Source organism: Synechococcus sp. N5, from assembly GCF_900473925.1.
Classification (GTDB): Bacteria; Cyanobacteriota; Cyanobacteriia; order PCC-6307; family Cyanobiaceae; genus Parasynechococcus.
In genome coordinates this window covers 275,610-300,069 of the sequence record NZ_UCNI01000001.1, presented here as the reverse complement: position 1 = coordinate 300,069, position 24,460 = coordinate 275,610, and the positions used below count along the sequence as shown (strand labels likewise).

Sequence of the window (24,460 nt, the reverse complement as noted above, 5' to 3'; positions counted from 1 at the left end):
ATGTCGACTGTTTCCCCCCTCCTGCGCGGCCAAGGGCTTCCCGAGTTCCGGGCCATTTCCCCTGAGCTCGTCAGCACAGACATTCCGGTTTTGCTCGCACAGCTGGATCAGGACTTCACTGGGCTCGAGCAGGCTCTTGAGACAGCCCTCGTCGGCCCCTCGAAGCTGTCCTGGGATCGGGTGATGCAACCGCTGCAGGCCATCGGCGAACGGCTGCGTTGGAGCTGGGGTGTGGTGTCACACCTCAATGGCGTCTGCAATTCCCCTGAGCTGCGCGATGCCCATGCCGCCCAGCAACCGGATGTTGTGCGTCTCAGCAACCGGCTTGGCCAAAGCCAGATTCTTCATCGGGCCTTGATGGCCCTCCAAAGCGATCCCTCCGAACCGCTCAACCCAACCCAGGAGCGGATCCTGAAATCCGAGCTGCTCTCGATGCAGCAGCGCGGTGTTGGCCTCAGTGGCAATGAGAAGGCAGACTTCAACAGCACCAGTGAACGCCTGGCTGCTCTCTCCACCCAGTTCGGCAACCACGTGCTCGATGCCACGCAGCAGTGGACCCTGAAACTCAGCCAGCCCCACGAGGTGGAAGGCCTGCCGCAACGGGCCTTGGAGGCACTGGCCGCCGCAGCGCGTGAAGCAGGGGATGCTGATGCATCTGCGGAGTCCGGCCCGTGGCTGCTGGGACTGGACATGCCCCGCTATCTGCCCTTTCTCACCCACGCCAACAACCGATCCCTGCGAGAGAAGGCCTATCGCGCCCATGTGGGGCGGGCCAGTAAAGGCGAACTCGACAACCGGGCACTGATCGAGGAGATCCTGACCCTGAGACGAGAGCAAGCGTCCCGCCTGGGCTATGCCCATTGGGCAGACCTCAGCCTCAGCGCCAAGATGGCTGACGATGTTCCGGCGGTGGAAGCACTGCTGGAAGAACTGCGTGCTGCGGCATACCCAGCAGCTGAGCAAGAGCTGCTGGATCTCCAAGCCATCGCCAGGGAGCACAAGGCCCCCGAAGCCGATGAGCTGGCTCCCTGGGACATCGCCTACTGGTCGGAGAAGTTGCGCCAATCCCGGTTCGATCTGGACCAAGAGGCGCTGCGTCCCTGGTTCCCGCTGCCGCAGGTGCTCGAAGGCCTGTTCAGCCTTTGTACGCGTCTGTTCGACGTTGAGATCGTTGCCGCCGACGGCGAGTCACCGACCTGGAACGACGATGTGCGCTTCTTCCGGGTGAAGCGCTCCGATGGCACACCGATTGCCGGCTTCTACCTCGACCCTTACAGCAGACCCGCCAGCAAACGCGGTGGAGCCTGGATGGATGAATGCCTGGGCCTGAGCAAGAAACCCGATGGCTCTGTGGTGCTGCCGGTGGCCTACCTGGTCTGCAACCAGACCCCACCTGTGGGCGACACGCCCAGCCTGATGAGCTTTGAGGAAGTGGAGACCCTCTTCCATGAATTCGGCCATGGGCTCCAGCACATGCTCACCACCGTTGAGGAACCGGAAGCCGCCGGCATCAGCAACGTGGAATGGGATGCCGTGGAACTCCCCAGCCAGTTCATGGAGAACTGGTGTCTTGATCACGCCACCTTGATGGGCATGGCGCGCCACTGGCAAACCGGTGAACCCCTGCCTGAATCGGAATTCAACAAGCTGCGCAGCAGCCGCACCTTCAATGCAGGCCTCGCCACCCTGCGGCAGGTTCACTTTGCCTTGAGTGACCTTCGTCTCCACAGCCAGTGGACCCCTGAACTCGGCGTCAGCCCAGATGGACTGCGCCGTGAGATCGCCGCCACCACAACGGTGATGGATCCCATCCCGGAGGATCAGTTCCTCTGCGCTTTCGGCCACATCTTCGCGGGGGGCTACTCCGCCGGGTACTACTCCTACAAGTGGGCTGAGGTGCTCAGCGCAGATGCCTTCTCCGCTTTTGAGGAGGTTGGCCTGGATCAGGAGGATCAGGTGCGTGCAACGGGAGCCCGCTTCCGCGACACCGTGCTCAGCCTCGGTGGCAGCCGATCTCCAGCAGAGGTGTTTGAAGCCTTCCGAGGCCGTCCTGCCAGCACCGAAGCCCTGATTCGCCATTCCGGCCTGGTGGCCGCGGCCTGATCTCAGGCGCGCAAGCTGCTGCAGAGCCGTCGAATCGCAGCGGGGTGGCTGATCAGTTGCTGATGGGTCCAGACCGGTATTTCCTCACACCGGCCCAAGGGCAGAATGGCCCTCCAGCCGGGGTACACCATCAGATCCCAGCGGCAAAAGAAACTGGAGCACTCGACCCCAGCCAGGGCATCGGGTTGGCGATTCAGCTCGCGCAGCAGGCGACTTCCCACTTTCATGTCTGCCGCACCGGCCAGGAGCGGGCGGGGAATCATCTGAGCAGCCAGGGTGCCCTGCTGCGGGCTGCCCACGCTGAGGAAGCGCCGGGTGCGCTGCCCCCCCCCCAGTTCCTGCAGCCAGATCCTGCCGATCACGCCCCCCATCGAAAACCCCAGAAGATCAACCCTGGTGTCAGCACCAAAGCGCTGCTGGATGTGCTGATCCAGGCGAGAGGCCAGCTGCCGCAGGGGAATCCAACCCAGACCATGGGGCAGATGCGGCGCCAGCAGCGGGCGATCCGGCTGGTCCAACCCCTGAATCAATCGATGAAACAGGCGGGGCGTGTCCCAGAGACCATGGACCAGCACCAACGGGATGCTCACAGGGCTGATCTCCCGCCATTACGGGAGCGTTCCACGAACACGCGGCCGTTAAATCCTGGAACCGGTGCAGCACATTTGGTCAATCGCAGCCAGACCGGGATGGGCCCGTACAACGTTTCCAGCCGATCCAGCATCTGCTCGCTGAAGTGCTCGATCGTGAGGCAACGAACCTGCCGGGACAAGCCTTGCAGGGCCTGAATGGCCACGCCGTAGTCCAGGCTCCGGCCCAGGTCGTCGGCCACGGCAGCAGCCTTCAGATCGAGCTGAACACTGAAATCAAGGCTGAACCATTGGCCATCCCGACGTTCGTGTTCCAATACCCCGACGTGGGCCCACAACCGCAGGTCCCTCACACCGATGCAATCCATCAGAGCGGCCGATCGATGTGGGTGAAGACGCGGCTGCCGTTGGCGTAGTCGGCAGCGATGTGGCCCTCGCCACGCAACCGATAGCGGTAGGTCACCAACCCTTCCAGACCAACGGGTCCGCGTGGCGGCAGGGTCTGGGTGCTGATGCCCACCTCAGCGCCGAATCCGTAACGGAAGCCATCAGCGAAGCGGCTGGAGCAGTTGTGATAGACCCCTGCGCTATCCACCGCTGCAAGGAAACGATCAGCCGCCTGGGCATCCTCCGTCAGGATCACTTCGGTGTGACGCGAGCCATAGGAGCGGATGTGATCGGTGGCTGCCTCGAGATCGTCCACCAGCTTCACCGCCAGGATCAGATCCAGATACTCCGTGCTCCAGTCCTCCTCCGTGGCCGCTTCCGCCACACCAAGGGCCACGCTCTCGGCATCGCCCCGCAGCTGCACCCCGGCAGCAGCGAAGGCCGGCAGCGCAGCGGCGAGAAAAGGCTGCGCAATCGAGCGGTGCACCAGCAAGGTCTCAATGGCGTTGCAGGCGGCGGGATACTGGCTCTTGCTGTCCACCGCCACCCGAACGGCTTTGTCGACGTCGGCCGCCGCATCCACGTAGAGGTGGCACACCCCATCGGCATGGCCCAGCACCGGAATGCGGGTGTTGTCCTGAATGAAGCGCACCAGTTCGTTGCTTCCCCTGGGAATGATCAGGTCCACGAGGCCATCGAGACGCAACAAGGCCAGGCTTTCTTGACGGGTGGTGAGCAGAGCCAGGGCATCGGCGGACACCGGACTGGCCGCCAGGCCTGCCTGCAGAGCCTCCATCACAGCCTCATTGGTGCAGCGAGCCTCACTGCCGCCTTTCAACAGAGCACCGTTGCCCGAACGGATCGCCAGCGAGGCGATCTGCATCACCGCATCCGGCCTGGCTTCAAAGATCACACCCACCACCCCGAGCGGAACGGAGACCCGTTCCAGCACCAGGCCCTGATCCAGCTCCCGATGCAACTGACGACAACCCAGCGGGTCACTGAGGCTGGCCACCTTGCGGACGCCATCAATGGCCGCCGCCAACTTGGTGTCATCCAGCTTCAGCCGCGCCATCAAAGCCGGCGCCAACCCCTCGGCTGCAGAGCGTTGGAGGTCTTCACGGTTGGCCGCGAGGATGCTTTCCGCACGGTCGGTCAGCGCGTCCGCCATCGCCTGAAGCGCCAGAGCTCTCTGGCCGTCATCGGTCTGCCCCAGATCAACAGCAGCACGGCGGACAGCCGAGGCACGCTGCAGCAACGCAGCAGAAGGCTCTGGAACGCTGGACATCAAGGCAATCAATCTGGAGCCATCATCCCGTTCAGCCGCTGCAGAGCGAGCCGCGCAGCCCCCAGGCGTCCAGCGCCGTTCCCCAGATAGGCGGCTTCGATCCGCAACCCCTCCCTTGAGACGGCCTGAACCCGCGACTCCACCTCGCGGCGCACCGCCGGCAGAAAGTGGCGGGCAGCACCGGCCAGGCCGCCACCCAGCAACACCAACTGCGGCGTGAACACGTACACCAGCGAAGCAACGCCACAGCCCAGGCGCTCGCCGTAACGGCTCCAAACCTCCAGGGCCTCCGCATCACCAGCATCGGCCTCTGCACTGAGCTCGCGGGGATCGCGATCACACAAGCGCCGCAGGCCGGTGATGCTGGCGAACTGCTCCAGGGAGCCACGGTTACCGCTGTTGCAGGCCGGACCATCGGGCTGAACCCCGATCAGACCGGGTTCCGCTGCAGCGCCGTTGTGGCCCGTGAACAGCTCACCCCTTAGAAGCACCCCCCCTCCCACACCGGTTCCGAGGGTCAGCAGCACCACATCATCAACACCACGGGCGGCGCCCAGCCAGGCCTCACCGACCACCCCACAGTTGCCATCGTTGGCAAGGGTGACCCGGCGGTTGAGCCTGGACTCCAGCCAATCCGCCAGCGGCACGTCCTCCCAGCCGGGCAGGTTGATGCAAACCCGGGCCACTCGAGCCGCCGCATCCATGGGACCGGGGAGGCCAATGCCGACCGCCTCAGCCGCATGCTCAGGATCAATCTGTTCAATGGCGTCACACAGGGCCATCGTCACGGCGCCAGGTACGGCGGGCTGCGGTGTGGGGCATTGCGCCTCCGCCAGCACCGTTCCATCAGCACGAATCCGGGCCAGCTTGATCGCCGTGCCCCCGAGATCCACTCCAATCACCTGCGCGGTAGGCATGGCTCAGAACCGGAAGAACACCTGCAACTGGCTCTGCCAGGTGCCATTGGCATCCATGGCCGCGGAGACTGACGTGGTCGGTGTCAGCCGATAGGAGACCGTTCCTTGTGGAGGAACGTCGGTTGTGTTCGGTGCCATCAGAACGGAAAGGTTGAACCGGTCGGTCAACGCCACACCAAACTCCGTCACCACTGTGAGTGTTGGTGAAACACGGCCGGAGGTGCGCTCCTTCTCTGATTTCACCTGAGGGTTGACGTAGGTGGGGAAGATCGCCACCTGAAGCCGTTGCCCCATGGCATCGGTCAACGTGCCCAGCACCGGTGAGAGCAGCGACTGACTCAGCATCGTGGCCAACGCGGCGCCACCGGTTCCACCCAGGGAAGCCAGGGTGTTGCCACCGATCAAACCCAACAGCTGTTGCTCGCTCATCGGTGGCGAGCTGCGCAGGACCAGGTTGTTGCTTTCACCCAGACGATTGGCCGGGCCGCTGACCTGGACCATGACCTTCACCAGCCGCAGTTGACCACCGCCGACATAGGCACTGCCCGTTCCATTCGAAGCAAAGAGGTTTGCGCTGGTGATCTGATCGTTGGTGCCCGCACTCACGGTGTCGGCGACCCTGGCTTGCATGGCGATATCCACGTAGGGGACAAGCCCCAGCGAAGGCGTGAACACCGCTGCATTGGCCGCCTGTGGGTCCAAACGCAGTGGAGCCAGAGGAGGAACCCAGATCCTGCCGGACTTGAGCTGGATCAAGCCTCGTGCTTTGAGCGAGGGATCCAACGGGCCGTTCAACGTGACGGCACCTCCCCCTTTGAAGCTGATCCAGGGGGGCATCAGCACCTCGATATCAGGGCCGAGGGCCAGCCGAAGGTTCTCAAAACGGATGGCCGGCAGTTCCGGCATGAACCGTTGCAGCTGATCCGGAGCTTGGATGGATCGGTTGGGACCCATCAGGACCAGAGGTTCCTGGAAGTCCCACTCCTCCTCCAGAAGTGTGTTCAACGCCTGAGGACCGAGCTGCACCGCCGCTGAGGAGCCCTCCACCCCGGTGGGTACCAGAGCTTGAAGCCCGCCCTGCCGCAACCGTCCGAAGAAGCCGGACTGGGGCCGAAGCGTGCCCCGCGACAGGTCCAGATGTCCGGAGAGGACGGGTTGCACCAAAGCTCCAGACACCTGCAGTTCGCCATCGGCCTGGAACTGCACGATCGGCTGTCGAATCTGAGCTTGGCTGAGTTGCAGGGTGAGCGGTGAAGACCCGTTCTGGGGGGTGAACAAGCCAAGGCTTCCTGAACCGCGCAGCAAGCCGCCGCGGCCCACTTCAGCCTCCAGGCGTTGCACCAAGACGCGATCGAAATCGAACAGGATCGAGGCGTTGATCCGACTCAGCTCCTGTTCACCGATGCTGAGATCTCCATTACTGACCACCACAAAGCCATTGGCTTGCGGTTGGTTCAACGGCCCGCGCAGCAACAGCCGCAGATTGGTGCTGCCCCGCTTCACGGCCAGGGAATCCCCAGCCAGAAGCGTCAACACGCCCAGGGCATCCCCATGGCTTTCCAGCCTCAGGTTCAAATCCGAATCGGGGTTGAAGGGCACCGTGCCGGCCACGGTGACGGCTTCCTTGCTCTCGCCTCCCTTCAGGGCCAGGTTCAGGCGGATCAACTCACGCTCAACGACAACCGATCGCTGCTCCAACTGCAGGGGCTGGCCCGCCAGGCTGGCGGAGTCGAGCAGCAGATCGGAAACCAGCAGGGGGGCCGTTCCGCTGAGGTCGTAGCGGCCGCGGATGCCAACACTGCCGCGGAGCTGCGTCGGCACAGGAGCCAACAACGCCAGCAGAGAGAGCGGAACCTGCAGCAGGGAGAGGTCACCGGATCCACCGAGCAACGGGCCGCGAAGCGTGGCGACCATCGGTTCAAGCTGGAGTGCCTTGGCCTGGTCATCCCCTTCAATCCAAAGGTGCGCCTTGGCGATCAGATCGGCCTTCAGGCGCTTTGGATCAGGACCGTCGATCGTTCCCGACAGATTGACCCGCCCCTCCAGACGCTCCAGCTCAGCGCCCTTGCGGGGGTGAGCCAGGGCATAGGCCTCAAGCGCCCGGCGCGATACCGCCAGAGCTTGCAACTGACCATCAAGCGACCCACCAAAGGTGTTGATGAACAGGGTTCCGAGATCCTCGGCACGGCCGGGGGCCAGGCCCGGTTCGGGATCGCTCCCTCTCAACTGACGGGCCAAAAGCGTCAGCCCGGTGACATCCAGGCCTTCGGCCTCGATGCCGCTGTGCATCCAGCCACCCAGATCGCCACGGGCCTTCAGCCGAATGCTGCCCTGCAAGAGCGTCAGTGCTGCATCGGCTTGAAAACGGCCATCCCCGAGGGAACCCTCCAGCTCGAGGCTCTGCACGGCAACTCCCGCCATCGAGCCGTCCGCAATGACGGCAGACCCACGGATCGCGAGGGGGCCCATGGCAAGGCTCCCTGCACCCGAGAGCTGACCTGCCGCCGCTTTGGGCTGGTTGACCGGAGGCACGATGAAACGAAGTCCATCAATGTTGAGGTCCGCTGCACGCCAGCGGTAGCGGCGTTGCTCTCCAGCCGGATCCAGCCCGTGCAAGCGCAACTGCCCCTCACCCCGGCGCAAGAGCACGGTCTTGGGCCAAGCATCGGCATCGAGTTCAGCCACGAGCGAGCCGGGCACGACAGGCTGCTGGGCCACCATCGCCAGACGAGCACCACGGCCCAGTTCACCGTTGAGGCTGCCTTGCCAGCGTTCGAGAACCTGCAAGGCACCAACGCGGGGTTGATTCAGCGTCAGGCTGATGTCGGGCTGAAGCCCCGACAGAGGACCCTTCACGCGACCCCGCGCCGCCACCTGCCCGCCCAGCGGCGTACCGATCAAGGGGGTGAAACGGCTCAGGCTGAAAGGTTGGAGTTCAAAGCCGCTCTGAAGCTCACCGGTTTGCCACCGCCCCTGCGCCAGTTGCACAGGAAGGCGCGCTTCCGCCCGCAACAGCGGACTGGTGAAGTGATCCAGCACCAGGGCTGAATCCTGCGCTGACCATCGGGTCTGAAACGACCACTCGTCCAGCAACGGGTTGGACACCTGGCCAAGCTTCAGGCTCAGCTCAGGTGACGCCAACCCACCACTGACGTCGACGCTTCCAAGGAGCGGAGCGGTTTGGCCCAGTCCGGCCTGCAGGGTCGGCAGCGCAGACCAGAAGCGGGGATCGATCTGCAGCTCCGTGCTGCGCAGATCCAATTGGGATCCAATCGTCCCCACCAGCCCAAAGCGCAGTCCCGGGGCACTGAGGCGGAGTCTGTCCACGGCAACAGACGGTTGCTGGTCTTGCATCCAGGGGGTGCGCCATTGAGCGTCCAGCGTCAGGGCTGTGTTGAGCCCTGTGGCCTCAGGCAGCTGGATCTCACCATCGGCACTCCACCGGGGCTCCCCCCAGGGGCCCTGGATCCTGAGCTTCAACCGGTCCTGGCTTGCAGAGCTGAGGTCTGTACGGCGAACGTCAGCCTGGAGATCAAAGCTCTTGTTCAAGGCAACGGACCCTGAGGCCCGAGCCTCAAAGGCTCCAAAACGCAGTGTTGCGGGCTGCAAGGTGAGTTGATCGCCCTTGCAAGCGACCCTGAGGCGATTGCTGTTCAGCGCAGCAAGTTCGAGACGCTTGAGGCTGAGCCCACCTCGACAGTTCAACAACCCATCGGCCCAGCCGATCTGAACATCTCCCTCCAAGGTTCCAGAGGCATCCAGATCCTGAGCGGGGGCGATGACGGCCCCCAACGGTTTCAGGTTGAGCCGATCGAGCCGCGTTCGAAGCCTGAAGCGAGGGCGATCCCAATGCCCTTGTCCATCGAGCCGCAGCACCCCTTCAGCGTCGAGCCAGCGAAGTTCCGATGCGGTACTGAAAAAAGCCTCCCCGAGCCGCACTGCGCCCCGGCTGCGGAGTTCAAGGGTCTGCTGCTGAGGACCGAAACGGAGCAATGCAGGATCGGCCAACCGGTACTGCACGCCAAGTCGCGGCAGGGTGCCGTCGCCGCTCAGGGGCCCAAAGGTCCAGTACCGACCAGCCTCATTGGCCTGCAACTGACCACGCAGCCTGTGCACCGTGATCTGCAGAACCGGTTGCAGACGCCGAAGACTCGCCAAAGGAGCGAGGCCGACCTCCAGCCCCGCCAGGCTCAGCTCAGAACGATCCGCCGCCGACGGCAAGATTCGACTCGGCCCGATGGCGATCCCCAGGCCCAAGGGGCGAAGTCCTTCGTAAGGGCCAAGATCCACGTCGTGGCCCAGAGGACCCGACAACGTGCGCTCCAAGCTGGGGCGCGCCCGGCTCAGGATGCCTTCGGCAGCGCGGTCAAGGGCGATCAAGCCTGCTGCTCCAGCCCCGACCAGAGCGAAACTTCCCGCAACCAACCAGGTCCTGCGCCGCGTTTTCCCCATCAGACGCGGCGGTCTCCCCGGAATCTCGCGCAATATAAGGAGACTGTTTTCAGTCCACCAGACCCCATGGCCTTCGATCAGCTGCTGCTTACTGCCGCTCCCTGGCTGGGTTGGTCTGGGCTTGGGCTTGGAGCGCTAACGGCAGTTGCCTTTCTCGCCAAGTGGGGCATTCGGTTTCGACTGGTCGGCGTGAGCAGCTTCACCCTGCTGCTGGCCGTGAGTTGCTGGGCATTTGGCGTGAGCTACACACCGCCAGTGGTGGTGGAGGGTGCAGTTCGGGCACCGATCGTGTTCGATAACGGCAACGACCTGGTGGTCGCCCAGGTTCCTGCCGACTTGGCCCCAACCACAGTTCAAGCCACCCTGGAGCAATTGGAGGGCAACCTGCGCGGCTCAGGTCGCTCCAGCAGCACCGTGCTGGTGCGGTTGCGGGGCATCCAGGCGGATGGCGATGGGCTGGGACGCCCCGTCATCCTGGGCGAGGTGAGCAAGACCTTGCGTTGATGCCGAACTTCAACGACGCGATCGAGGAGCTCCCCCAGTCGTTTCGCAGGGAACAACAGGAACTGGATCGGGCCGGTATCAAGCGCTGGTCCAGCATTCGTGATCTAACGGATCTGCAACTGAGCCAACTCGCCCGCAGTGGCCAGGCTTCGGCCCGAAACCTCAAGCGGCTGCGGGGCATGGCCGATTTGGTCTGCCGCTTGGATTTGCCTCCCCAGGACGCAGCGCTGCTGATGCATGCGGGCATCGCCACGGCCGCCGCTCTGGCGGCATGCACCCCCGAACGTCTTGTGCGCCAGACCGGAAGGCTGGAGCGCAGCCTTGGAACCAACCGGCCTGCCGTGGTGGATCTGCGGGTGGCAGGCGATTGGATCCGCCGCGCCAGGCAACTGGCGAACTGACCCCAGCCACCCTGCCTTGGCATCCAAACCTGCGTATGAACCTGTTATGGGCTTGAAACTCTTACGCACAGCTTTGATCGCTCTGGCGCTCCTGGGCTCACCATTGCTCGTGGTTGCCGCTGAGTCGGACTTGCTCAACAGCGTCAAACGCAATCCTGAAAAAGCAAAGACCATGTGCCGTTCGTTCCGGCAAATGAACGTCAACGGCCGATCGCCATTCTCCAAGCCTTACATCAACCAGGTCGCCGCCAGCGAGAAGCTGAGTTTTCAGGATGCGGAAATCTTCATCACCTACATCGTGGGGATGCATTGCGCCGATGTCCGCTGAGACCAGCGGAATTGTCTGCCGGTCTGCAGCGCTGAGGACGGCCGATGGCGTGGTGCTGCGTTCACGGTTGTGGCATCCCAGCGGCGAAGGCCCCTGGCCTGCCCTGCTGATGCGGCAGCCCTACGGGAGCCGCATCGCCTCAACCGTGACCTACGCCCACCCCAGTTGGTGGGCGTCCCATGGCTTCCTGATTGTCGTTCAGGACATCCGAGGACAAGGCGAGTCGCAGGGACGTTTCCGGGGGTTTGGTCAGGAAGCAGCCGACACCCCCGCCACCCATGCCTGGGTGCGGCAGCTGCCGGAATGCAATGGACGCCTGGGGGTCTACGGTTTTTCGTATCAGGGCCTGACCCAGCTCACTGCAGCTGAATCGGCCCCACCGCCGGAGTGCACCGCTCCGGCGATGACCGGCCTGGACGAACGACGCCATTGGAGTTGTGAAGGCGGTGCCCACTGGTGGCACCTCGGCCTGGGCTGGGGGCTGCAGCTGGCGGCCCTCCAGGCCCAGCGACGCGGAGATGCAACAGCCTGGCTGGAGATCCGCCGAAGCCTTGAAGACAACCGCTATCTGCGGGACGGACCAACCCTGCTGGAGCGCCATGACCCCGAAGGCATGGCCTGGAGCTGGTTGAACAACGACCCCAGCAGCGATCAGCAGTGGACGGTTCATCACGCCCCGGAGAGCTGGCTCCAGCGGCCGATGCTGTTGATCGGTGGATGGTGGGATCCGCATCTGGTGGGTCTGCTGGACCTCTGGCATCGCAGCCAAGCGGCCGGCGGGCAGCCATCCCTGCACATCGGGCCTGCCTCCCATCTGCAGTGGTGGCCTGAAACCCAGCAGCTGATGCTTCAGTTCTTCCAACAGCATCTGCAGGATCGCCCCCCGCAGGAGCCGAAGCCCAGCCACCTGCTCTGGAACATCACCCAGCATCAGTGGGATGCAATCCCCGCACCCACCACGGGCAGATCAGCGTCATGGGGACTGCGCAGCCATGGACTGGCCTGCATCGACCCAAACGACGGTGCCCTTGTGGCGGATGGAGAGGGAGAAGGAAGCGTGGTCATCGTTCATGACCCCTGGCGACCGGTTCCGGCCATCGGTGGACACCTCGGGACAACCCCTGGGCCGGCGGAGCGCACGGCCGTGGATCAACGCAGCGACGTTGCGACATTCACCACCGCACCCCTGGTTGATGAGCTGCTGCTGTCAGGTCAACCGCACCTCCGGCTGGACGCAGAAGCGGACCAGCCCGGGTTTGATCTCTGCATCAGCCTCTCGCGCCTGCCCGCGGAAACCCACAGCGTTGAACAACTGAGCACGGGAGTCGTACGGGTGCGCGGAGAGGAGGCGTTGCAGCCAGCCAGGCGCAGCGTGACCCTCCAGCCGCTGCACGCGAGCCTGGCTTGTGGCGATCGACTGCGGATCTCCGTTGCCGCAGCAGCGTGGCCCGCCATTGGCGTCAACCCTGGCCACGATGCCGTTGCCTGCGGAGCACCAAGCCCAGAGCATCGTGTGGTAACGCTGACACTGAAACTTGCTGGCTCCACCCTGCAGCTGAACCCCTTTGATTCCGGCAGACTGAAGCTCGACTGACGTTTGTGCTTTGAAGCTCTCCGCTGCCCTGCTGGCCATCGCTCTGTCGGCTCCCATGGGTTGATCAGTCCCGCAGCAGCGAAGCAACTCACCAGAACCGAACTCACCCCAGCCCAAGCAACAACGGCGGCTGAACTGCTGCTGGACGCGCTCAAAAATCGCCAGGGAGACGTCATGCATGACGCTCTCGCAGCCCCGGTTCAGAGCAGTGTTGATGTGAACAGCGTCCAGGCACGCCTGAACCAACGCGCGGCCATTGATGCAACCCGCGTTGTCAGCGTGACCCCTGGCTACAACACCACAACCATCGATGCGGTGGTGACCACGGCATCCGGTGATTAAGGGGTGCTGATGGTGATTGATGAGGACGGCAAACTGCTCGCCTGGAAGTGGAGCGACCGGATCCAGCCGATCGAGACAACGGCCCTCGACTTCACCCGCGACCTGGCAGCAGGACGCTGGATTGCCGCGCGATCCAAGATGTCCCTCCAACTCCAGGAGGAGCTGGCCCCGGGAGATCTGGAACGCAAATGGACCAAGCTCAGCCAGGTGTCAGGTGAGTTCTGCAAGGTCAAGGACGCTGTGATCGCCCATTAAGGCGGCGATCAGCAGCTCGTGCTGGTGGCTGTCGCCTTCGGCCAGGCCACCACCAACCTGTTCGTGATCTTTGACGCAAGCGGTCGGATCATCAACGTCGACATTTCCCGAGACTTCGTCTGATCAACAGCGGATCTGTTTCGTAAATCGGGCTTAACATCTCGCCCAATTCACAGATCTCCCATGGGTGTCGCCGCAGTCCTCGACTGGATGGTGCAGGACGGCGAACGGTTGGCGAATTGTCGCCATGACCACCCGTTTGCGGTGCTTGGTCCTCAACCCTCGGATCAGGGTTGGACCGTGCGGATCTGGATGCCGGAAGCCCAAACAGTCACCCTGTTGCAGGCTGGCGACGAGATCGCCATGACAACGCCGAACCACCCCTGGGTGTTCGAGGCACAGCTCAACAGAGACCCCGGCTGCACGTACCGGGTCAGGGTTGAGCGGGGCGGGATCGTGCACGAACAACACGACCCCTGGGCCTTCCGCGGCGAATGGATGGGCGAAATGGATCGCCACCTCTTTGCTGAAGGCAACCATCACCACATCTGGCAAAAGATGGGTGCCCACCTCACCGAGCGTGACGGGGTCAGTGGTGTGATGTTCTGCCTGTGGGCGCCCAGCGCTCTTACGGTCTCCGTGATTGGAGATCTGAATGCATGGGATGGACGTCACCACCCCATGCAGCAGCGCGTCGGGGGCATCTGGGAACTGTTCATCCCCGGCCTTGAGGAGGGACATCTCTACAAGTACGAAATTCGTACCCAAGAAGGCCACTGCTACCAAAAGGCTGATCCTTACGGCTTCCAGCACGAGGTTCGCCCGGACAACAGCTCCGTTGTGGCTCGCCTGGGCGGATACCAGTGGTCCGATCAGGGCTGGATCCAGAAGCGCGACAGCAGCAACGCGCTCGATCAACCGATCTCGGTGTATGAAATGCACCTGGGCAGCTGGATCCACGCCTCAGCGGATGAGCCCTGGATTCAACCCGACGGCACTCCTCGAACGCCCGTTCCCGCCGCGGAGATGAAGCCCGGCGCGCGCCTGCTCACCTACGCCGAACTCGCCGATCGCCTGATTCCCTACGTCAAGGAGAGGGGCTTCACCCACATCGAGGTGATGCCGATCACCGAGCATCCCTTCGACGGCTCCTGGGGCTATCAGGTGACGGGTTGGTATGCCCCCACCAGCCGTTACGGAACGCCCGATGAATTCCGGGCCTTCGTGGATCGCTGTCACGCCGAAGGCATCGGCGTGATCATCGACTGGGTTCCGGGCCACTTCCCGAAGGATGCCCACGGCCTGGCCTTCTTTGATGGCACCCATCTCTATGAACACAGTGATCCCCGGATCGGGGAACACAAGGAATGGGGAACGCTGATCTTCAACTACAGCCGCAACGAGGTTCGTAATTTCCTCGTCGCCAACCTGGTGTTCTGGTTCGAGCAGTTCCACATCGATGGCATTCGCGTGGATGCTGTGGCCTCGATGCTCTATCGCGACTACCTGCGTCCCGACGGGGAATGGCTGCCCAATGAGAACGGTGGTCGGGAGAACACAGAAGCCGTTCGCTTCCTGCAGCAGGCCAACCACGTGCTGTTCCAGCACTTCCCAGGGGCCCTCTCGATCGCGGAGGAATCAACCACCTGGCCGATGGTGACGCAGCCCACGGACAGCGGCGGCCTCGGATTCAACCTCAAATGGAACATGGGTTGGATGCACGACATGCTCGATTACTTCGAGCTGGACCCGTGGTTCCGCCAGTTCCACCAGAACAACATCACGTTCTCGATCTGGTACACCTACACCGAGAACTTCATGCTGGCCCTGAGCCACGATGAAGTGGTGCACGGGAAGAGCCATCTCCTGCACAAGATGCCGGGAGATGACTGGCAGAAGTACGCCAACACCCGGGCGTTGCTCTCCTACATGTGGACGCACCCCGGCAAGAAGACGATCTTCATGGGGATGGAATTCGGCCAGCGGGCTGAATGGAATGTGTGGGGCGATCTCCAGTGGGATCTGCTCAACTACGAACCCCACAAGGGCATCCAGCGGTTGGTGGATGACCTCAACGTTCTCTACAAGGCAGAACCGGCCCTCTGGCGGGACGACTTCGACCAATTCGGCTTCCAGTGGATCGATTGCAACGACAACCGGCACTCCGTGATCAGCTTCATGCGTCGGGAGAGTGCCAGCGGCACCTGGCTGGTGGTGGTGGCGAACTTCACGCCCCAAAGTCACTCCCACTACCGCGTGGGCGTTCCTCTCTCAGGGTTCTACGAGGAGATCTTCAACTCCGATGCAGCCAAGTACGGCGGCAGCAACCTCGGCAACATGGGCGGCAAACCAACGGACGAATGGGGCATCCACGGCTACGAGAACTCCTTGGATCTCTGCCTGCCGCCGCTGAGCCTGATGGTGTTCAAGCACGACCCGAAACGCAGCCTGAGCAGCAGCGAGCCGGACAACATCGTGTGACGAACGTGATGACAAAGAGGGGGTAAAGCTCTAGCCAAGGGCTTGATTCGGGTAGGTTTCCGGCTGACCTGACCGGGCTTGATGAGCGACTCTTTACCCCTGCTCCTGCGTGCTGCGCGCGGTGAATCGGTGGAGCGTCCTCCGGTGTGGATGATGCGCCAGGCCGGTCGCTACATGAAGATCTATCGGGACCTGCGGGACAAGTACCCCAGCTTCCGTGAGCGTTCCGAAAACCCTGATCTCTCCTATGAGATCTCCATGCAGCCGTTTCACGCCTTCAAGCCCGATGGCGTGATCCTGTTCTCCGACATCCTCACGCCCCTGCCGGGGATGGGAATCGATTTCGACATCATCGAGAGCAAAGGCCCCCAGATCGGCGATCCAATCCGGAGCATGGCCCAGGTGGATGCCCTGCGCCCCCTCAACCCCGCCGAGTCGATGCCCTTTGTGGGTGAAGTGCTGGGTCGTCTGCGCCAAAGCGTCGGCAACGAAGCAGCTGTTCTCGGCTTCGTTGGTGCCCCCTGGACCCTGGCCGCCTACGTGGTGGAGGGAAAGAGCAGCAAGAATTACGCGGTGATCAAGGCCATGGCCTTCCGCGAACCCGAGATCCTGCACAAGCTTCTCGACCACTTCGCTGAGTCGATCGCCAATTACCTGCGCTACCAGATTGATTCCGGCGCCCAGGTAGTGCAGATGTTTGATTCCTGGGCGGGCCAGCTGAGCCCAGCGGACTACGACACCTTCGCTGCGCCTTATCAGAAAAAGGTGGTGGATCTGGTCAAGCAGACACACCCCGACACCCCCTTCATCCTCTACATCTCCGGCAGCGCCGGCGTGATCGAGCGGATGGCCAACACCGGTGTTGACATCGTTTCGCTGGATTGGACCGTGGACATGGCCGAAGCCCTGGCACGTCTGCCGGAGCACGTTGGTGTTCAGGGCAACGTGGATCCCGGCCTGCTGTTCGGCACCCCGAAGGCGATTGAGGCACGCATCGATGACTGCGTGCGCAAGGCCCGCGGCAGGAAGCACATCCTCAACCTCGGCCATGGAATCCTGCCGGGCACACCGGAAGAAAACGGTGAAGCCTTCTTCCGGGCCGGCAAGAGCGTGATGGACCGTCTCGGGGCTGTCGTTTGACCCGCATCCTGGTGACCGGCGCCAGCGGATGCGTCGGTCAGTACATCTCCCGCTGGCTTCTGGACCACTCAGATGCCGAGCTGCTGCTCTGGCTGAGGGACCCCGCCAAACTGACCGCTGTCCCAGCAGACCATCCCCGCATCCGCCTCTTGGTCGGGGACCTGCGGGACACCGGCCGTTTTGCCCAAGAGCTGGCCTCGGTGAACCGGGTGATTCACACCGCCACGGCCTGGGGTGACCCCGAGCGGGCCGAACAGGTGAATGTGGTGGCGGTGAAACGGATGCTGGCGCTTCTGGAGCCCAGCAAGCTGGAGCAGATCATTTACTTCTCCACGGCCAGCGTGCTCGACCGGCACCTGCGCCCCCTGCCGGAAGCTCTGGCCTACGGCACGGAATACATCCAAACCAAGGCGCGCTGCCTGAGGGATCTGGAGCAGCACTCCCTGGCCAGCAAAATCGTCGCGGTTTTTCCCACCTTGGTGTTCGGTGGACGGGTCGACGGCACCAGCCCCTTCCCCACCAGCTACCTCACCGAAGGTTTGGCTGAAGTCAGCCGTTGGCTCTGGCTGGCCCGTTGGCTTCGGGTGGATGCGAGCTTCCACTTCATCCATGCGGAAGACATCGCCCGCATCTGTGGCCTTTTGGCCACCCGCCCCCATGAACCGAACCGAGAGCCCGGGCAAGGCGCCCTGCGTCGGGTGGTGATGGGACAAGCGGCCATCTCGGTGAACGACACCGTGAAAACCCTCTGCCGCTGGCGCGGTGTGGCCCGAACGCCCGGCATTCCGCTCTGGCCATGGCTGATTGAGACCCTGATCCGCGTTCTGCCGATCGATGTGAATGCCTGGGACCGGTTCAGCATTCGCCAGCGCCACTTCATCCATGACCCGGTGACGCAGCCAGAACGGTTCGGTGGCAGCAGCCATGCCCCTGACTTGGCAACAGTTCTTAGCGATTCCGGCCTGCCCAATCGCGGAACCCCCAGATCTGCGCGTAAGGTTTAGTCATCGACTAAGCACTTTCATGCGCTCCGTCATCCGCACCATTGCAGCTGCCTGCTGCGCCTTCCTGATGCTGATCGGCCTCAACGTCGGCAGCGCTCAAGCCGCCACTGTTGAAGTGAAGCTCGGCACCGACGGCGGCATGCTCGCCTTCGAGCCCGCCACCGTGAACATCAAGGCCGGCGACACCGTCAAGTTCGTCAACAACAAATTGGCTCCTCACAACGCTGTTTTCGAAGGCCACGACGAGTACAGCCACTCTGACCTCGCCTTCAACCCCGGCGAATCCTGGGAGGAAACCTTCGCCACCGCTGGCACCTATGACTTCTACTGCGAACCCCACCGCGGTGCTGGCATGGTCGGCAAGGTGATCGTTGAGTGATCTCTGGATTTCTGAAGAAATCTCTGAACATCTCAAACTGAACTAAAGGCCCCGGGCTGTGTATCAACCACAGTCCGGGGTTCTTTTTTTTGCCGGCAACGATGGATAGCTTGGGGCATTGAGGGGGGTTGCGATGGCACGCCTATCAGGCCTGATCCTGACGTTGCTGTTGATCATTGGCGCAACAGGCCTGCTGTCTGCTCCGGCGATGGCGATCGACAAGATCGAAAGCTCCGCCTTGGAGCGAGGGGAGCAGATTTTCAACAGCAACTGTGCGGCTTGTCACATGGGGGGCGGCAATGTGATCCGCGCCAACAGAACACTGAAGATCAGCGACTTGAACGACCATGTGGAGGCCTACTCCAGCTCCCCGCTGGAGGCCCTGGAGCATGAGATCGAGGATGGGCTGAATGCCATGCCCAGCTATGCCGACAAACTGAGTGAAGAGGAGATCATGGCGGTGGCCACCTACGTGGAACAACGGGCCGAATTGGGCTGGTCCAGGCGATGAGTCGTGAAGCTCTTCGCGATTTTTTGCGGGCTGTGGAGCACCACCAGGGCTTGCGGCGTGATGCGGCCCAATGCCGTGATGACGATCAACTGTTGGCCCTGGCACGCCACCACGGCTTCAATGTGATCCAGCGGGATCTCTGCGACGACGCCCGCGAATCAGCCATCACCAGTTGGTTCGAAACCAGCCGAATCCAGCGCTCGTTTCAATCACCACCCTTCCAATCAAATCCCTCGCAATCAACACCTCCACAACCAACACCCTCGCAATCACCAAAGACCTGATGGCCGTTGTCACCCTGCTCAGTGATTTCATCGACGGCACCAGCATGGCCCTGGCGGAAGACACCGACGCCGCCGATCTGAACGCCTTCATGACCGCCAATCAAGGCCGACTCTGGGCGAGCGTGCAGCAGCGCCGCCGGCAGCGACAGCAAACCATCGAGCGGCGAGGTCCGGGAACGGTGTACTTCGCTGCGGATGCCCCAGGGGCTGCGGCCGTGGAGCGCTACCTCGGCAGTGACACGGGCTCAGCTGAGGAAGCAGCAGCGCTGCAGGCCATGCGGAGCACTGGGGTGGAGATCGCACCCCATGTGGGAGCAGACCGTGAACGCGATGTTCTGCTCAACGGCCGGTTGAAGGACCTAACGGCCCAGGCCAAAGCCAAGGGTTTTGGTTGAAGCCATGGGCGATGCAGCGATGACGCTTCCTGAGAACCCGCTTGGCCTGCAGAGTTTTGACGAGCTGGTGGAGTGGACCGTGTCCTACCTCCACTTCAAACACGCCCTGGAGGTGATTGCCTTCACCCCAGAGGTCGCAAGGTCGTATCTCGATCGCTTCAGCGCGTTCAGCAGCCGCTATGCCACGGAGATGAAAAAACAGGACATCCTTGAAGCCCGCCTCCCCAAAGAGATGCGGGAGAGCATCGAAGCCGAAAACGCTCACCGCGCGCTCCTACGGGAGCTGCTCAACGGCTGATCAAGCGGCGGACTGGGCCTGCTTGGCCGCCTGCAACACAGCCAGATAGAGATCCTCGTCGATCTCACGGATGTCGTACTCCGTGGGTTTCACACCATGGTGGTGCTCATGCACCACCATCCAACAGCTGCGTTCCAGCTCACCGCCAGCCGTTGCTGCGAGCGCCAGGCCCTGCTGCACGAGGGAGTCCACCAGCGGCTGATCAGGCATTGGCATCCAAGGGTTCGGCAAACTCTAAAAAGACACCCCGGTTTGCCGCTCCCTGGCGTGGGGACCGATCCAAAGGCTTCGGTTTGCCCCCACTGAAAACGGAACAAGCCCCATACGGTGAACTCAGTTGAAACGCATCCGAGATGCAACCCACGGCGGAACAGTTCACCGAACAAGCCTGGGCCGCCATCGTCGCCGCCCAGCAACTGGCGCAGAGCGCCAGGCATCAGCAACTTGAAACGGAGCATCTGCTGCTTGCGCTGTTGCAGCAGAACGGTCTGGCTGGACGCATTCTCAGCAAAGCAGGGGTCGACGTTGGCACGTTCCAGGCGGCCGTCGACAGCCATCTCAGGCAGCAGCCCAGTCTTGGCTCTCCACCGGAATCGGTGTTTCTGGGACGCTCCCTCAACAGCTGCCTGGATCGCGCCGAAACAGCCCGCGATGGTTTCAGTGACAGCTACATCGCCATCGAACATCTGTTGCTGGCCCTGGCCGACGATGAACGCTGCGGCAGGCAACTGCTCAGCCAAGCGGGCGTTGACACCAGCAAACTCAAAGAAGCCATTACAGCCGTGCGAGGCAACCAGACGGTGACCGATCAAAACCCGGAAGGGACCTATGAATCGCTTGAGAAGTACGGACGGGACCTGACGGCCGCCGCCCGTGACGGAAAGCTGGACCCGGTGATCGGTCGCGACGAGGAGATCCGGCGCACCATCCAGATCCTCAGCCGGCGCACCAAAAACAACCCCGTGCTGATCGGCGAACCCGGGGTCGGCAAGACCGCCATTGTTGAGGGATTGGCGCAGCGCATCGTGAATGGCGATGTGCCCCAGGCCTTGCAGAACCGTCAGCTCATCGCCCTCGACATGGGAGCCCTGATCGCCGGTGCGAAGTACCGCGGTGAGTTCGAGGAACGGCTCAAAGCTGTGCTCAAGGAGGTCACCGCCTCGGAAGGCCAGATCGTGCTGTTCATCGATGAAATCCACACGGTGGTGGGCGCTGGCGCCACCGGTGGAGCCATGGATGCCAGCAATCTGCTCAAGCCGATGCTGGCCCGGGGGGAACTGCGGTGCATTGGCGCCACCACCCTCGACGAGCACCGCCAGCACATCGAAAAGGACCCCGCCTTGGAGCGTCGCTTCCAGCAGGTGCTGGTGGATCAACCCACGGTGGAAGACACCATCTCCATCCTGCGTGGTCTGAAGGAGCGCTATGAGGTGCATCACGGTGTGCGCATTGCCGACAGTGCCCTGGTGGCTGCTGCTGTGTTGAGCAGCCGCTACATCGCCGACCGCTTCCTCCCCGACAAGGCCATCGATCTGGTGGATGAGTCGGCCGCCCGCCTCAAGATGGAGATCACCTCCAAACCGGAGGAGATCGATGAAATCGATCGCAAGATCCTGCAGCTGGAGATGGAGAAGCTCTCCCTCGGCCGTGAATCCGACAGCGCCAGCCAGGAACGCTTGCAACGGATTGAACGGGAACTGGCGGAACTGGGCGAACAGCAAAGTTCCCTGAATGCCCAGTGGCAGCAGGAGAAAGGAGCGATCGATGAGCTGTCGTCGCTCAAGGAGGAGATCGAACGGGTGCAGCTGCAGGTGGAACAGGCCAAACGCAGCTACGACCTGAACAAAGCAGCGGAACTGGAATACGGCACCCTGGCCTCGCTGCAGAAGCAGTTGCTCGAACAGGAAGCCCAGATCGCCTCAGAGGAGCCTGGCGAGAAAGGCTTGCTGCGGGAGGAGGTGAGTGAAGACGACATCGCCGAGGTGATCGCCAAGTGGACCGGAATCCCTGTGGCGCGGCTGGTGCAGAGCGAAATGGAGAAGCTGCTGCAACTCGAAGATGATCTGCATCAGCGGGTGATCGGCCAGCACCAGGCCGTCACCGCCGTCGCCGATGCGATTCAACGGTCCAGGGCGGGGCTGAGCGATCCGAACCGCCCCATCGCCAGCTTCCTGTTCCTCGGCCCCACGGGTGTGGGCAAGACGGAACTCTCCAAAGCCCTCGCCAACCGGCTGTTCGACAGCGATGACGCCATGGTTCGCATCGACATGTCGGAGTACATGGAGAAGCACACCGTGAGCCGTTTGATCGGGGCACCTCCCGGCTACGTGGGCTATGAGGCCGGTGGCCAGCTCACCGAAGCGGTGCGTCGTCGGCCCTACGCCGTGATCCTGTTCGACGAGGTGGAGAAAGCCCACCCGGATGTGTTCAACGTGATGCTGCAGATCCTCGATGACGGACGTGTCACCGATGGGCAGGGCCGCACCGTGGACTTCACCAACACCGTGCTGATTCTCACCAGCAACATCGGCAGCCAGTCGATCCTGGAGCTGGCCGGCGATCCCGAGCAGCATGGAGCGATGGAAAGCCGGGTGAATGACGCTCTCCGGGCCCATTTCCGGCCGGAATTCCTCAATCGCCTCGACGATCAGATCATCTTCCACAGCCTCAGGCGGGAGGAACTGCGCCAGATCGTCACCCTTCAGGTGGAACGTCTGCGCCAGCGGCTGGCTGAGCGCAAGCTGGAGCTCAGCCTGAGCGATGGGGCCGCCGACTGGCTCGCCAATGCCGGATATGACCCCGTCTACGGGGCACGACCGCTGAAACGCGCTGTGCAGCGGGAACTGGAGACACCCATTGCCAAAGCGATCCTGGCGGGTCGTTACAGCGAAGGGCAGGCGATCAGCGTGGAGCTGGAAGCGGACGCGTTAGCACTGCGCTGAAAACCAGGCGGGAACAGCGCTGTAGGTGGCGGCATTGCGGCTGTTCTCCCGCGCCTCCACGCCAAAGCAACAGGTGCGACCGCCGTCCCGCTCCCGGAGCAGCTCATTGGCCCAGGTCCAGATCAAGGCCGCCGTTGCCTCCATGCCCACGTTCTCCATCACGCGGAGATCAATGGCCTGGAGGTCATGCAACCGCTGCCATTCCGCCAGCAGTGGATCGTCTGCATTGACCAGAAAGGTGTGGTCGAACTGCTGCCTCAGGCGTTCTTCGAAGGGGCGAAGGCTGGAAAAATCAACAACAAACCCGCAGGTATCCAGCTCCGTTGCGGCGAACCAGAGGTTGAAACTGCGGCTGTACCCATGCACGAAGCGGCAATGGCCCTGGTGGCGCCACTGCCGGTGACAGCAGGGATAGCCGCTGAAGGCTTTGCTGCAGCTGTAGGGGGTCGGAGAAACGAGCAAGGGGTGAAAACGCGGAATGGAGCACGCTGCGGGAAGATTCAGGCGTTGCCCGAATATCCGAGGCCTGATGCAGCCCCTCAGCCCCGCCTTCATTGACCAACTCCGTTTTAACGAAGCGGGGCTGATTCCAGCTGTGGCCCAGGACTGGCTGGACGGGGCGGTGCTGATGGTGGCCTGGATGAACCGGGAGGCCATCGAAGCCACCCTGCGCAGCGGTGAAGTGCATTACTGGAGCCGCTCACGCCAGGAGCTTTGGCACAAGGGGGCCACCAGCGGTCACGTTCAGACGATGCGGGAGGTCCGCTACGACTGCGATGCCGACGTGCTGCTGGTGACCGTGGAGCAGGCTGGGGATGTGGCCTGCCACACCGGCTCCCGCAGCTGTTTCTACGAAAACAGCGATGCACGAACCACAGGTGGCGCCGAGGCCCTAGCGCCACCAACGGATGCTTGCACCGAACTGTTCCGGGTGATCGAAGGGCGACGCGAGAAACCGGAAGAGGGCAGCTACACCAACAAGCTGCTGGCGGGGGGAGACAACAGCATCCTCAAGAAAATCGGCGAGGAGAGTGCTGAATTCGTGATGGCCTGCAAAGACGACAATGCCGCCGAGATCGCCGGCGAAGCGGCGGATATCGTCTTCCACATGCAGGTGGCCCTGGCCCATCACGGCGTGAGCTGGCGGCAGGTGCAGGAAGTGCTGGCCGCACGTCGTGGTGCCCCGCGCCGGCACTAAGGCAGACAGGGGCTGTCGCTGCTGATCACAACTTCATCGCCAAGCTCCACGGTGTCCAACAACACCCCCATGGTGAGCTTTCCGGCGTTGATGCAACCGCCAGTCACCGCCTTGCCGATCCGGGACTCGTCATTGGTGCCGTGAATGGCGAAGCTGTACCAGCGGAAGACGCCGTCGTAGGTGTTGAAACGGAAGGGCTGATCGGTTGCGGGCACAGGAGCCAGGCTGATGTAGCCGACGCCGTATTCCCCGGTTTCCCCATCACCTTTGAAGTCAATGGAGTTCATGTTGGTGAAGAGGCTCTCGCGCAGCTCCTCTTCTGATTTGCCGGATTGCTCCACCAGTGCGGGATCCATCTCGAAGCGGTCGTTGCTGAGGATGGCGTTTACCTGAAAGGTTCCAAGCGGAGTGATGCCCTCTTCAAAGGTGGTGCCTTCACAGGCAATGCCATGGCGACCATGGCCAACGGTGAAACGCAACGGCCCCTCAGCACGATCCAACACACCTTCACTGGCTGCTGGATTGCTGCCGTCCAGCTGAATCCGAATCGGTGCTCGAACCTGTGGGTTCTGCTGGGGCAGGCTGTTGTTGGAACGACAACCCACCAGACTCAGCAGCAGACCAGCCAGCGCCAGAGAACGGACCAGGTGCATCGATCAACCACGAC

At 62.7% G+C, this 24,460-nt stretch carries 25 protein-coding genes; 17 read left to right on the top strand and 8 right to left on the bottom strand.

Features of this window, described 5'->3' with window-relative positions; genetic code table 11:
* Positions 1 to 2,103, top strand: a complete 2,103-nt coding sequence (locus tag DXY03_RS01715) for a M3 family metallopeptidase (protein ID WP_115008854.1) — start codon at positions 1 to 3, stop codon at positions 2,101 to 2,103.
* Between the two features lie 2 nt (positions 2,104 to 2,105).
* On the opposite strand, the gene DXY03_RS01710 is transcribed toward DXY03_RS01715, so the two are convergent.
* The 5 genes from DXY03_RS01710 to DXY03_RS01690 are packed head-to-tail and all read right to left on the bottom strand — an operon-like array spanning position 2,106 to position 9,737.
* Positions 2,106 to 2,693 (bottom strand): triacylglycerol lipase, encoded by a 588-nt coding sequence (locus tag DXY03_RS01710; RefSeq protein WP_115008853.1) that lies wholly within the window; start codon positions 2,691 to 2,693, stop codon positions 2,106 to 2,108.
* Entirely contained in the window at positions 2,690 to 3,061 is a 372-nt protein-coding gene (locus DXY03_RS01705; protein ID WP_115008852.1) for a dihydroneopterin aldolase, read from the bottom strand. Before DXY03_RS01705 ends, DXY03_RS01710 begins: the two co-directional genes overlap by 4 nt.
* Positions 3,061 to 4,368, bottom strand: a complete 1,308-nt coding sequence (locus tag DXY03_RS01700; protein WP_170951934.1) for a glutamate-5-semialdehyde dehydrogenase — start codon at positions 4,366 to 4,368, stop codon at positions 3,061 to 3,063. Before DXY03_RS01700 ends, DXY03_RS01705 begins: the two co-directional genes overlap by 1 nt.
* Before the next feature lie 8 nt (positions 4,369 to 4,376).
* Positions 4,377 to 5,285, bottom strand: a complete 909-nt coding sequence (locus DXY03_RS01695; protein ID WP_115008850.1) for an ROK family protein — start codon at positions 5,283 to 5,285, stop codon at positions 4,377 to 4,379.
* Between the two features lie 3 nt (positions 5,286 to 5,288).
* On the bottom strand, positions 5,289 to 9,737 hold the full coding sequence (locus tag DXY03_RS01690; protein WP_170951933.1) for a translocation/assembly module TamB domain-containing protein: 4,449 nt from the start codon (positions 9,735 to 9,737) through the stop codon (positions 5,289 to 5,291).
* A 66-nt stretch (positions 9,738 to 9,803) separates the two neighbouring features.
* On the opposite strand from DXY03_RS01690, the gene DXY03_RS01685 reads away from it, so the two are divergent.
* The 14 genes from DXY03_RS01685 to DXY03_RS01625 all read left to right on the top strand — a co-directional run bounded on the left by DXY03_RS01685 (position 9,804) and on the right by DXY03_RS01625 (position 19,653).
* Positions 9,804 to 10,241, top strand: a complete 438-nt coding sequence (locus DXY03_RS01685; protein WP_115008848.1) for a Ycf51 family protein — start codon at positions 9,804 to 9,806, stop codon at positions 10,239 to 10,241.
* Positions 10,241 to 10,642 (top strand): DUF4332 domain-containing protein, encoded by a 402-nt coding sequence (locus DXY03_RS01680; RefSeq protein WP_115008847.1) that lies wholly within the window; start codon positions 10,241 to 10,243, stop codon positions 10,640 to 10,642. The genes DXY03_RS01685 and DXY03_RS01680 overlap by 1 nt, the downstream gene beginning before the upstream one ends.
* 16 nt (positions 10,643 to 10,658) lie before the next feature.
* Positions 10,659 to 10,970: a hypothetical protein gene (locus DXY03_RS12550; protein ID WP_244272193.1), complete on the top strand. Its 312-nt coding sequence runs from the start codon at positions 10,659 to 10,661 to the stop codon at positions 10,968 to 10,970.
* Entirely contained in the window at positions 10,960 to 12,564 is a 1,605-nt protein-coding gene (locus DXY03_RS01670) for a CocE/NonD family hydrolase (RefSeq protein ID WP_115008846.1), read from the top strand. Before DXY03_RS12550 ends, DXY03_RS01670 begins: the two co-directional genes overlap by 11 nt.
* Positions 12,565 to 12,624: 60 nt before the next feature.
* Complete coding sequence (locus DXY03_RS12545; RefSeq protein WP_244272191.1) at positions 12,625 to 12,906, top strand: hypothetical protein; 282 nt, start codon at positions 12,625 to 12,627, stop codon at positions 12,904 to 12,906.
* A 9-nt stretch (positions 12,907 to 12,915) separates the two neighbouring features.
* Complete coding sequence (locus DXY03_RS12540) at positions 12,916 to 13,161, top strand: hypothetical protein (protein ID WP_244272189.1); 246 nt, start codon at positions 12,916 to 12,918, stop codon at positions 13,159 to 13,161.
* A 183-nt stretch (positions 13,162 to 13,344) separates the two neighbouring features.
* A complete protein-coding gene (gene glgB / locus DXY03_RS01660; protein WP_115008845.1) occupies positions 13,345 to 15,642 on the top strand; it encodes a 1,4-alpha-glucan branching protein GlgB in 2,298 nt (765 codons plus the stop codon).
* An 81-nt stretch (positions 15,643 to 15,723) separates the two neighbouring features.
* Entirely contained in the window at positions 15,724 to 16,782 is a 1,059-nt protein-coding gene (gene hemE, locus DXY03_RS01655; protein WP_115008844.1) for a uroporphyrinogen decarboxylase, read from the top strand.
* A complete protein-coding gene (locus DXY03_RS01650; RefSeq protein WP_115008843.1) occupies positions 16,779 to 17,786 on the top strand; it encodes an NAD(P)-dependent oxidoreductase in 1,008 nt (335 codons plus the stop codon). The genes hemE and DXY03_RS01650 overlap by 4 nt, the downstream gene beginning before the upstream one ends.
* 19 nt (positions 17,787 to 17,805) lie before the next feature.
* Positions 17,806 to 18,165: a plastocyanin gene (gene petE, locus DXY03_RS01645; protein WP_038555756.1), complete on the top strand. Its 360-nt coding sequence runs from the start codon at positions 17,806 to 17,808 to the stop codon at positions 18,163 to 18,165.
* A gap of 133 nt (positions 18,166 to 18,298) precedes the next feature.
* Positions 18,299 to 18,676 carry a c-type cytochrome gene (locus DXY03_RS01640; protein WP_115008842.1) on the top strand — a complete coding sequence of 126 codons (378 nt, stop codon included), beginning with the start codon at positions 18,299 to 18,301 and terminating at the stop codon, positions 18,674 to 18,676.
* Positions 18,673 to 18,960 (top strand): Nif11-like leader peptide family natural product precursor, encoded by a 288-nt coding sequence (locus tag DXY03_RS01635; protein ID WP_170951932.1) that lies wholly within the window; start codon positions 18,673 to 18,675, stop codon positions 18,958 to 18,960. The genes DXY03_RS01640 and DXY03_RS01635 overlap by 4 nt, the downstream gene beginning before the upstream one ends.
* Positions 18,960 to 19,355, top strand: coding sequence for a hypothetical protein (locus DXY03_RS01630; RefSeq protein ID WP_115008840.1), 396 nt, complete (start codon positions 18,960 to 18,962; stop codon positions 19,353 to 19,355). Before DXY03_RS01635 ends, DXY03_RS01630 begins: the two co-directional genes overlap by 1 nt.
* Positions 19,356 to 19,374: 19 nt before the next feature.
* Entirely contained in the window at positions 19,375 to 19,653 is a 279-nt protein-coding gene (locus DXY03_RS01625) for a hypothetical protein (RefSeq protein WP_186495632.1), read from the top strand.
* On the opposite strand, the gene DXY03_RS01620 is transcribed toward DXY03_RS01625, so the two are convergent.
* A complete protein-coding gene (locus tag DXY03_RS01620) occupies positions 19,654 to 19,863 on the bottom strand; it encodes a hypothetical protein (RefSeq protein WP_115008839.1) in 210 nt (69 codons plus the stop codon).
* A gap of 143 nt (positions 19,864 to 20,006) precedes the next feature.
* On the opposite strand from DXY03_RS01620, the gene clpB reads away from it, so the two are divergent.
* Positions 20,007 to 22,595: an ATP-dependent chaperone ClpB gene (clpB, locus tag DXY03_RS01615; protein WP_115008838.1), complete on the top strand. Its 2,589-nt coding sequence runs from the start codon at positions 20,007 to 20,009 to the stop codon at positions 22,593 to 22,595.
* On the opposite strand, the gene DXY03_RS01610 is transcribed toward clpB, so the two are convergent.
* On the bottom strand, positions 22,581 to 23,057 hold the full coding sequence (locus DXY03_RS01610) for a 6-carboxytetrahydropterin synthase (protein ID WP_115008837.1): 477 nt from the start codon (positions 23,055 to 23,057) through the stop codon (positions 22,581 to 22,583). The two genes, clpB and DXY03_RS01610, sit on opposite strands and share 15 nt — an antisense overlap.
* A gap of 67 nt (positions 23,058 to 23,124) precedes the next feature.
* On the opposite strand from DXY03_RS01610, the gene hisIE reads away from it, so the two are divergent.
* Positions 23,125 to 23,793 carry a bifunctional phosphoribosyl-AMP cyclohydrolase/phosphoribosyl-ATP diphosphatase HisIE gene (gene hisIE, locus DXY03_RS01605; RefSeq protein WP_115008836.1) on the top strand — a complete coding sequence of 223 codons (669 nt, stop codon included), beginning with the start codon at positions 23,125 to 23,127 and terminating at the stop codon, positions 23,791 to 23,793.
* Here hisIE and DXY03_RS01600 read toward each other — a convergent pair.
* Positions 23,790 to 24,446: a L,D-transpeptidase gene (locus DXY03_RS01600; RefSeq protein WP_115008835.1), complete on the bottom strand. Its 657-nt coding sequence runs from the start codon at positions 24,444 to 24,446 to the stop codon at positions 23,790 to 23,792. The genes hisIE and DXY03_RS01600 overlap by 4 nt on opposite strands.
* Positions 24,447 to 24,460 lie beyond the last annotated feature (14 nt).

What these genes read in the sequence shown, in the direction of transcription:
- DXY03_RS01715 (WP_115008854.1), top strand. Translation starts at nt 1, where the DNA reads ATGTCGACTGTTTCCCCCCTCCTGCGCGGCCAAGGGCTTCCCGAGTTC.
- DXY03_RS01705 (WP_115008852.1), bottom strand. Translation starts at nt 3,061, where the DNA reads ATGGATTGCATCGGTGTGAGGGACCTGCGGTTGTGGGCCCACGTCGGG.
- DXY03_RS01700 (WP_170951934.1), bottom strand. Translation starts at nt 4,368, where the DNA reads ATGTCCAGCGTTCCAGAGCCTTCTGCTGCGTTGCTGCAGCGTGCCTCG.
- DXY03_RS01695 (WP_115008850.1), bottom strand. Translation starts at nt 5,285, where the DNA reads ATGCCTACCGCGCAGGTGATTGGAGTGGATCTCGGGGGCACGGCGATC.
- DXY03_RS01690 (WP_170951933.1), bottom strand. Translation starts at nt 9,737, where the DNA reads ATGGGGAAAACGCGGCGCAGGACCTGGTTGGTTGCGGGAAGTTTCGCT.
- DXY03_RS01685 (WP_115008848.1), top strand. Translation starts at nt 9,804, where the DNA reads ATGGCCTTCGATCAGCTGCTGCTTACTGCCGCTCCCTGGCTGGGTTGG.
- DXY03_RS01680 (WP_115008847.1), top strand. Translation starts at nt 10,241, where the DNA reads ATGCCGAACTTCAACGACGCGATCGAGGAGCTCCCCCAGTCGTTTCGC.
- DXY03_RS01670 (WP_115008846.1), top strand. Translation starts at nt 10,960, where the DNA reads ATGTCCGCTGAGACCAGCGGAATTGTCTGCCGGTCTGCAGCGCTGAGG.
- DXY03_RS12540 (WP_244272189.1), top strand. Translation starts at nt 12,916, where the DNA reads ATGGTGATTGATGAGGACGGCAAACTGCTCGCCTGGAAGTGGAGCGAC.
- glgB (WP_115008845.1), top strand. Translation starts at nt 13,345, where the DNA reads ATGGGTGTCGCCGCAGTCCTCGACTGGATGGTGCAGGACGGCGAACGG.
- hemE (WP_115008844.1), top strand. Translation starts at nt 15,724, where the DNA reads ATGAGCGACTCTTTACCCCTGCTCCTGCGTGCTGCGCGCGGTGAATCG.
- petE (WP_038555756.1), top strand. Translation starts at nt 17,806, where the DNA reads ATGCGCTCCGTCATCCGCACCATTGCAGCTGCCTGCTGCGCCTTCCTG.
- DXY03_RS01640 (WP_115008842.1), top strand. Translation starts at nt 18,299, where the DNA reads ATGGCACGCCTATCAGGCCTGATCCTGACGTTGCTGTTGATCATTGGC.
- DXY03_RS01635 (WP_170951932.1), top strand. Translation starts at nt 18,673, where the DNA reads ATGAGTCGTGAAGCTCTTCGCGATTTTTTGCGGGCTGTGGAGCACCAC.
- DXY03_RS01630 (WP_115008840.1), top strand. Translation starts at nt 18,960, where the DNA reads ATGGCCGTTGTCACCCTGCTCAGTGATTTCATCGACGGCACCAGCATG.
- DXY03_RS01625 (WP_186495632.1), top strand. Translation starts at nt 19,375, where the DNA reads ATGACGCTTCCTGAGAACCCGCTTGGCCTGCAGAGTTTTGACGAGCTG.
- DXY03_RS01620 (WP_115008839.1), bottom strand. Translation starts at nt 19,863, where the DNA reads ATGCCTGATCAGCCGCTGGTGGACTCCCTCGTGCAGCAGGGCCTGGCG.
- clpB (WP_115008838.1), top strand. Translation starts at nt 20,007, where the DNA reads ATGCAACCCACGGCGGAACAGTTCACCGAACAAGCCTGGGCCGCCATC.
- hisIE (WP_115008836.1), top strand. Translation starts at nt 23,125, where the DNA reads ATGCAGCCCCTCAGCCCCGCCTTCATTGACCAACTCCGTTTTAACGAA.
- DXY03_RS01600 (WP_115008835.1), bottom strand. Translation starts at nt 24,446, where the DNA reads ATGCACCTGGTCCGTTCTCTGGCGCTGGCTGGTCTGCTGCTGAGTCTG.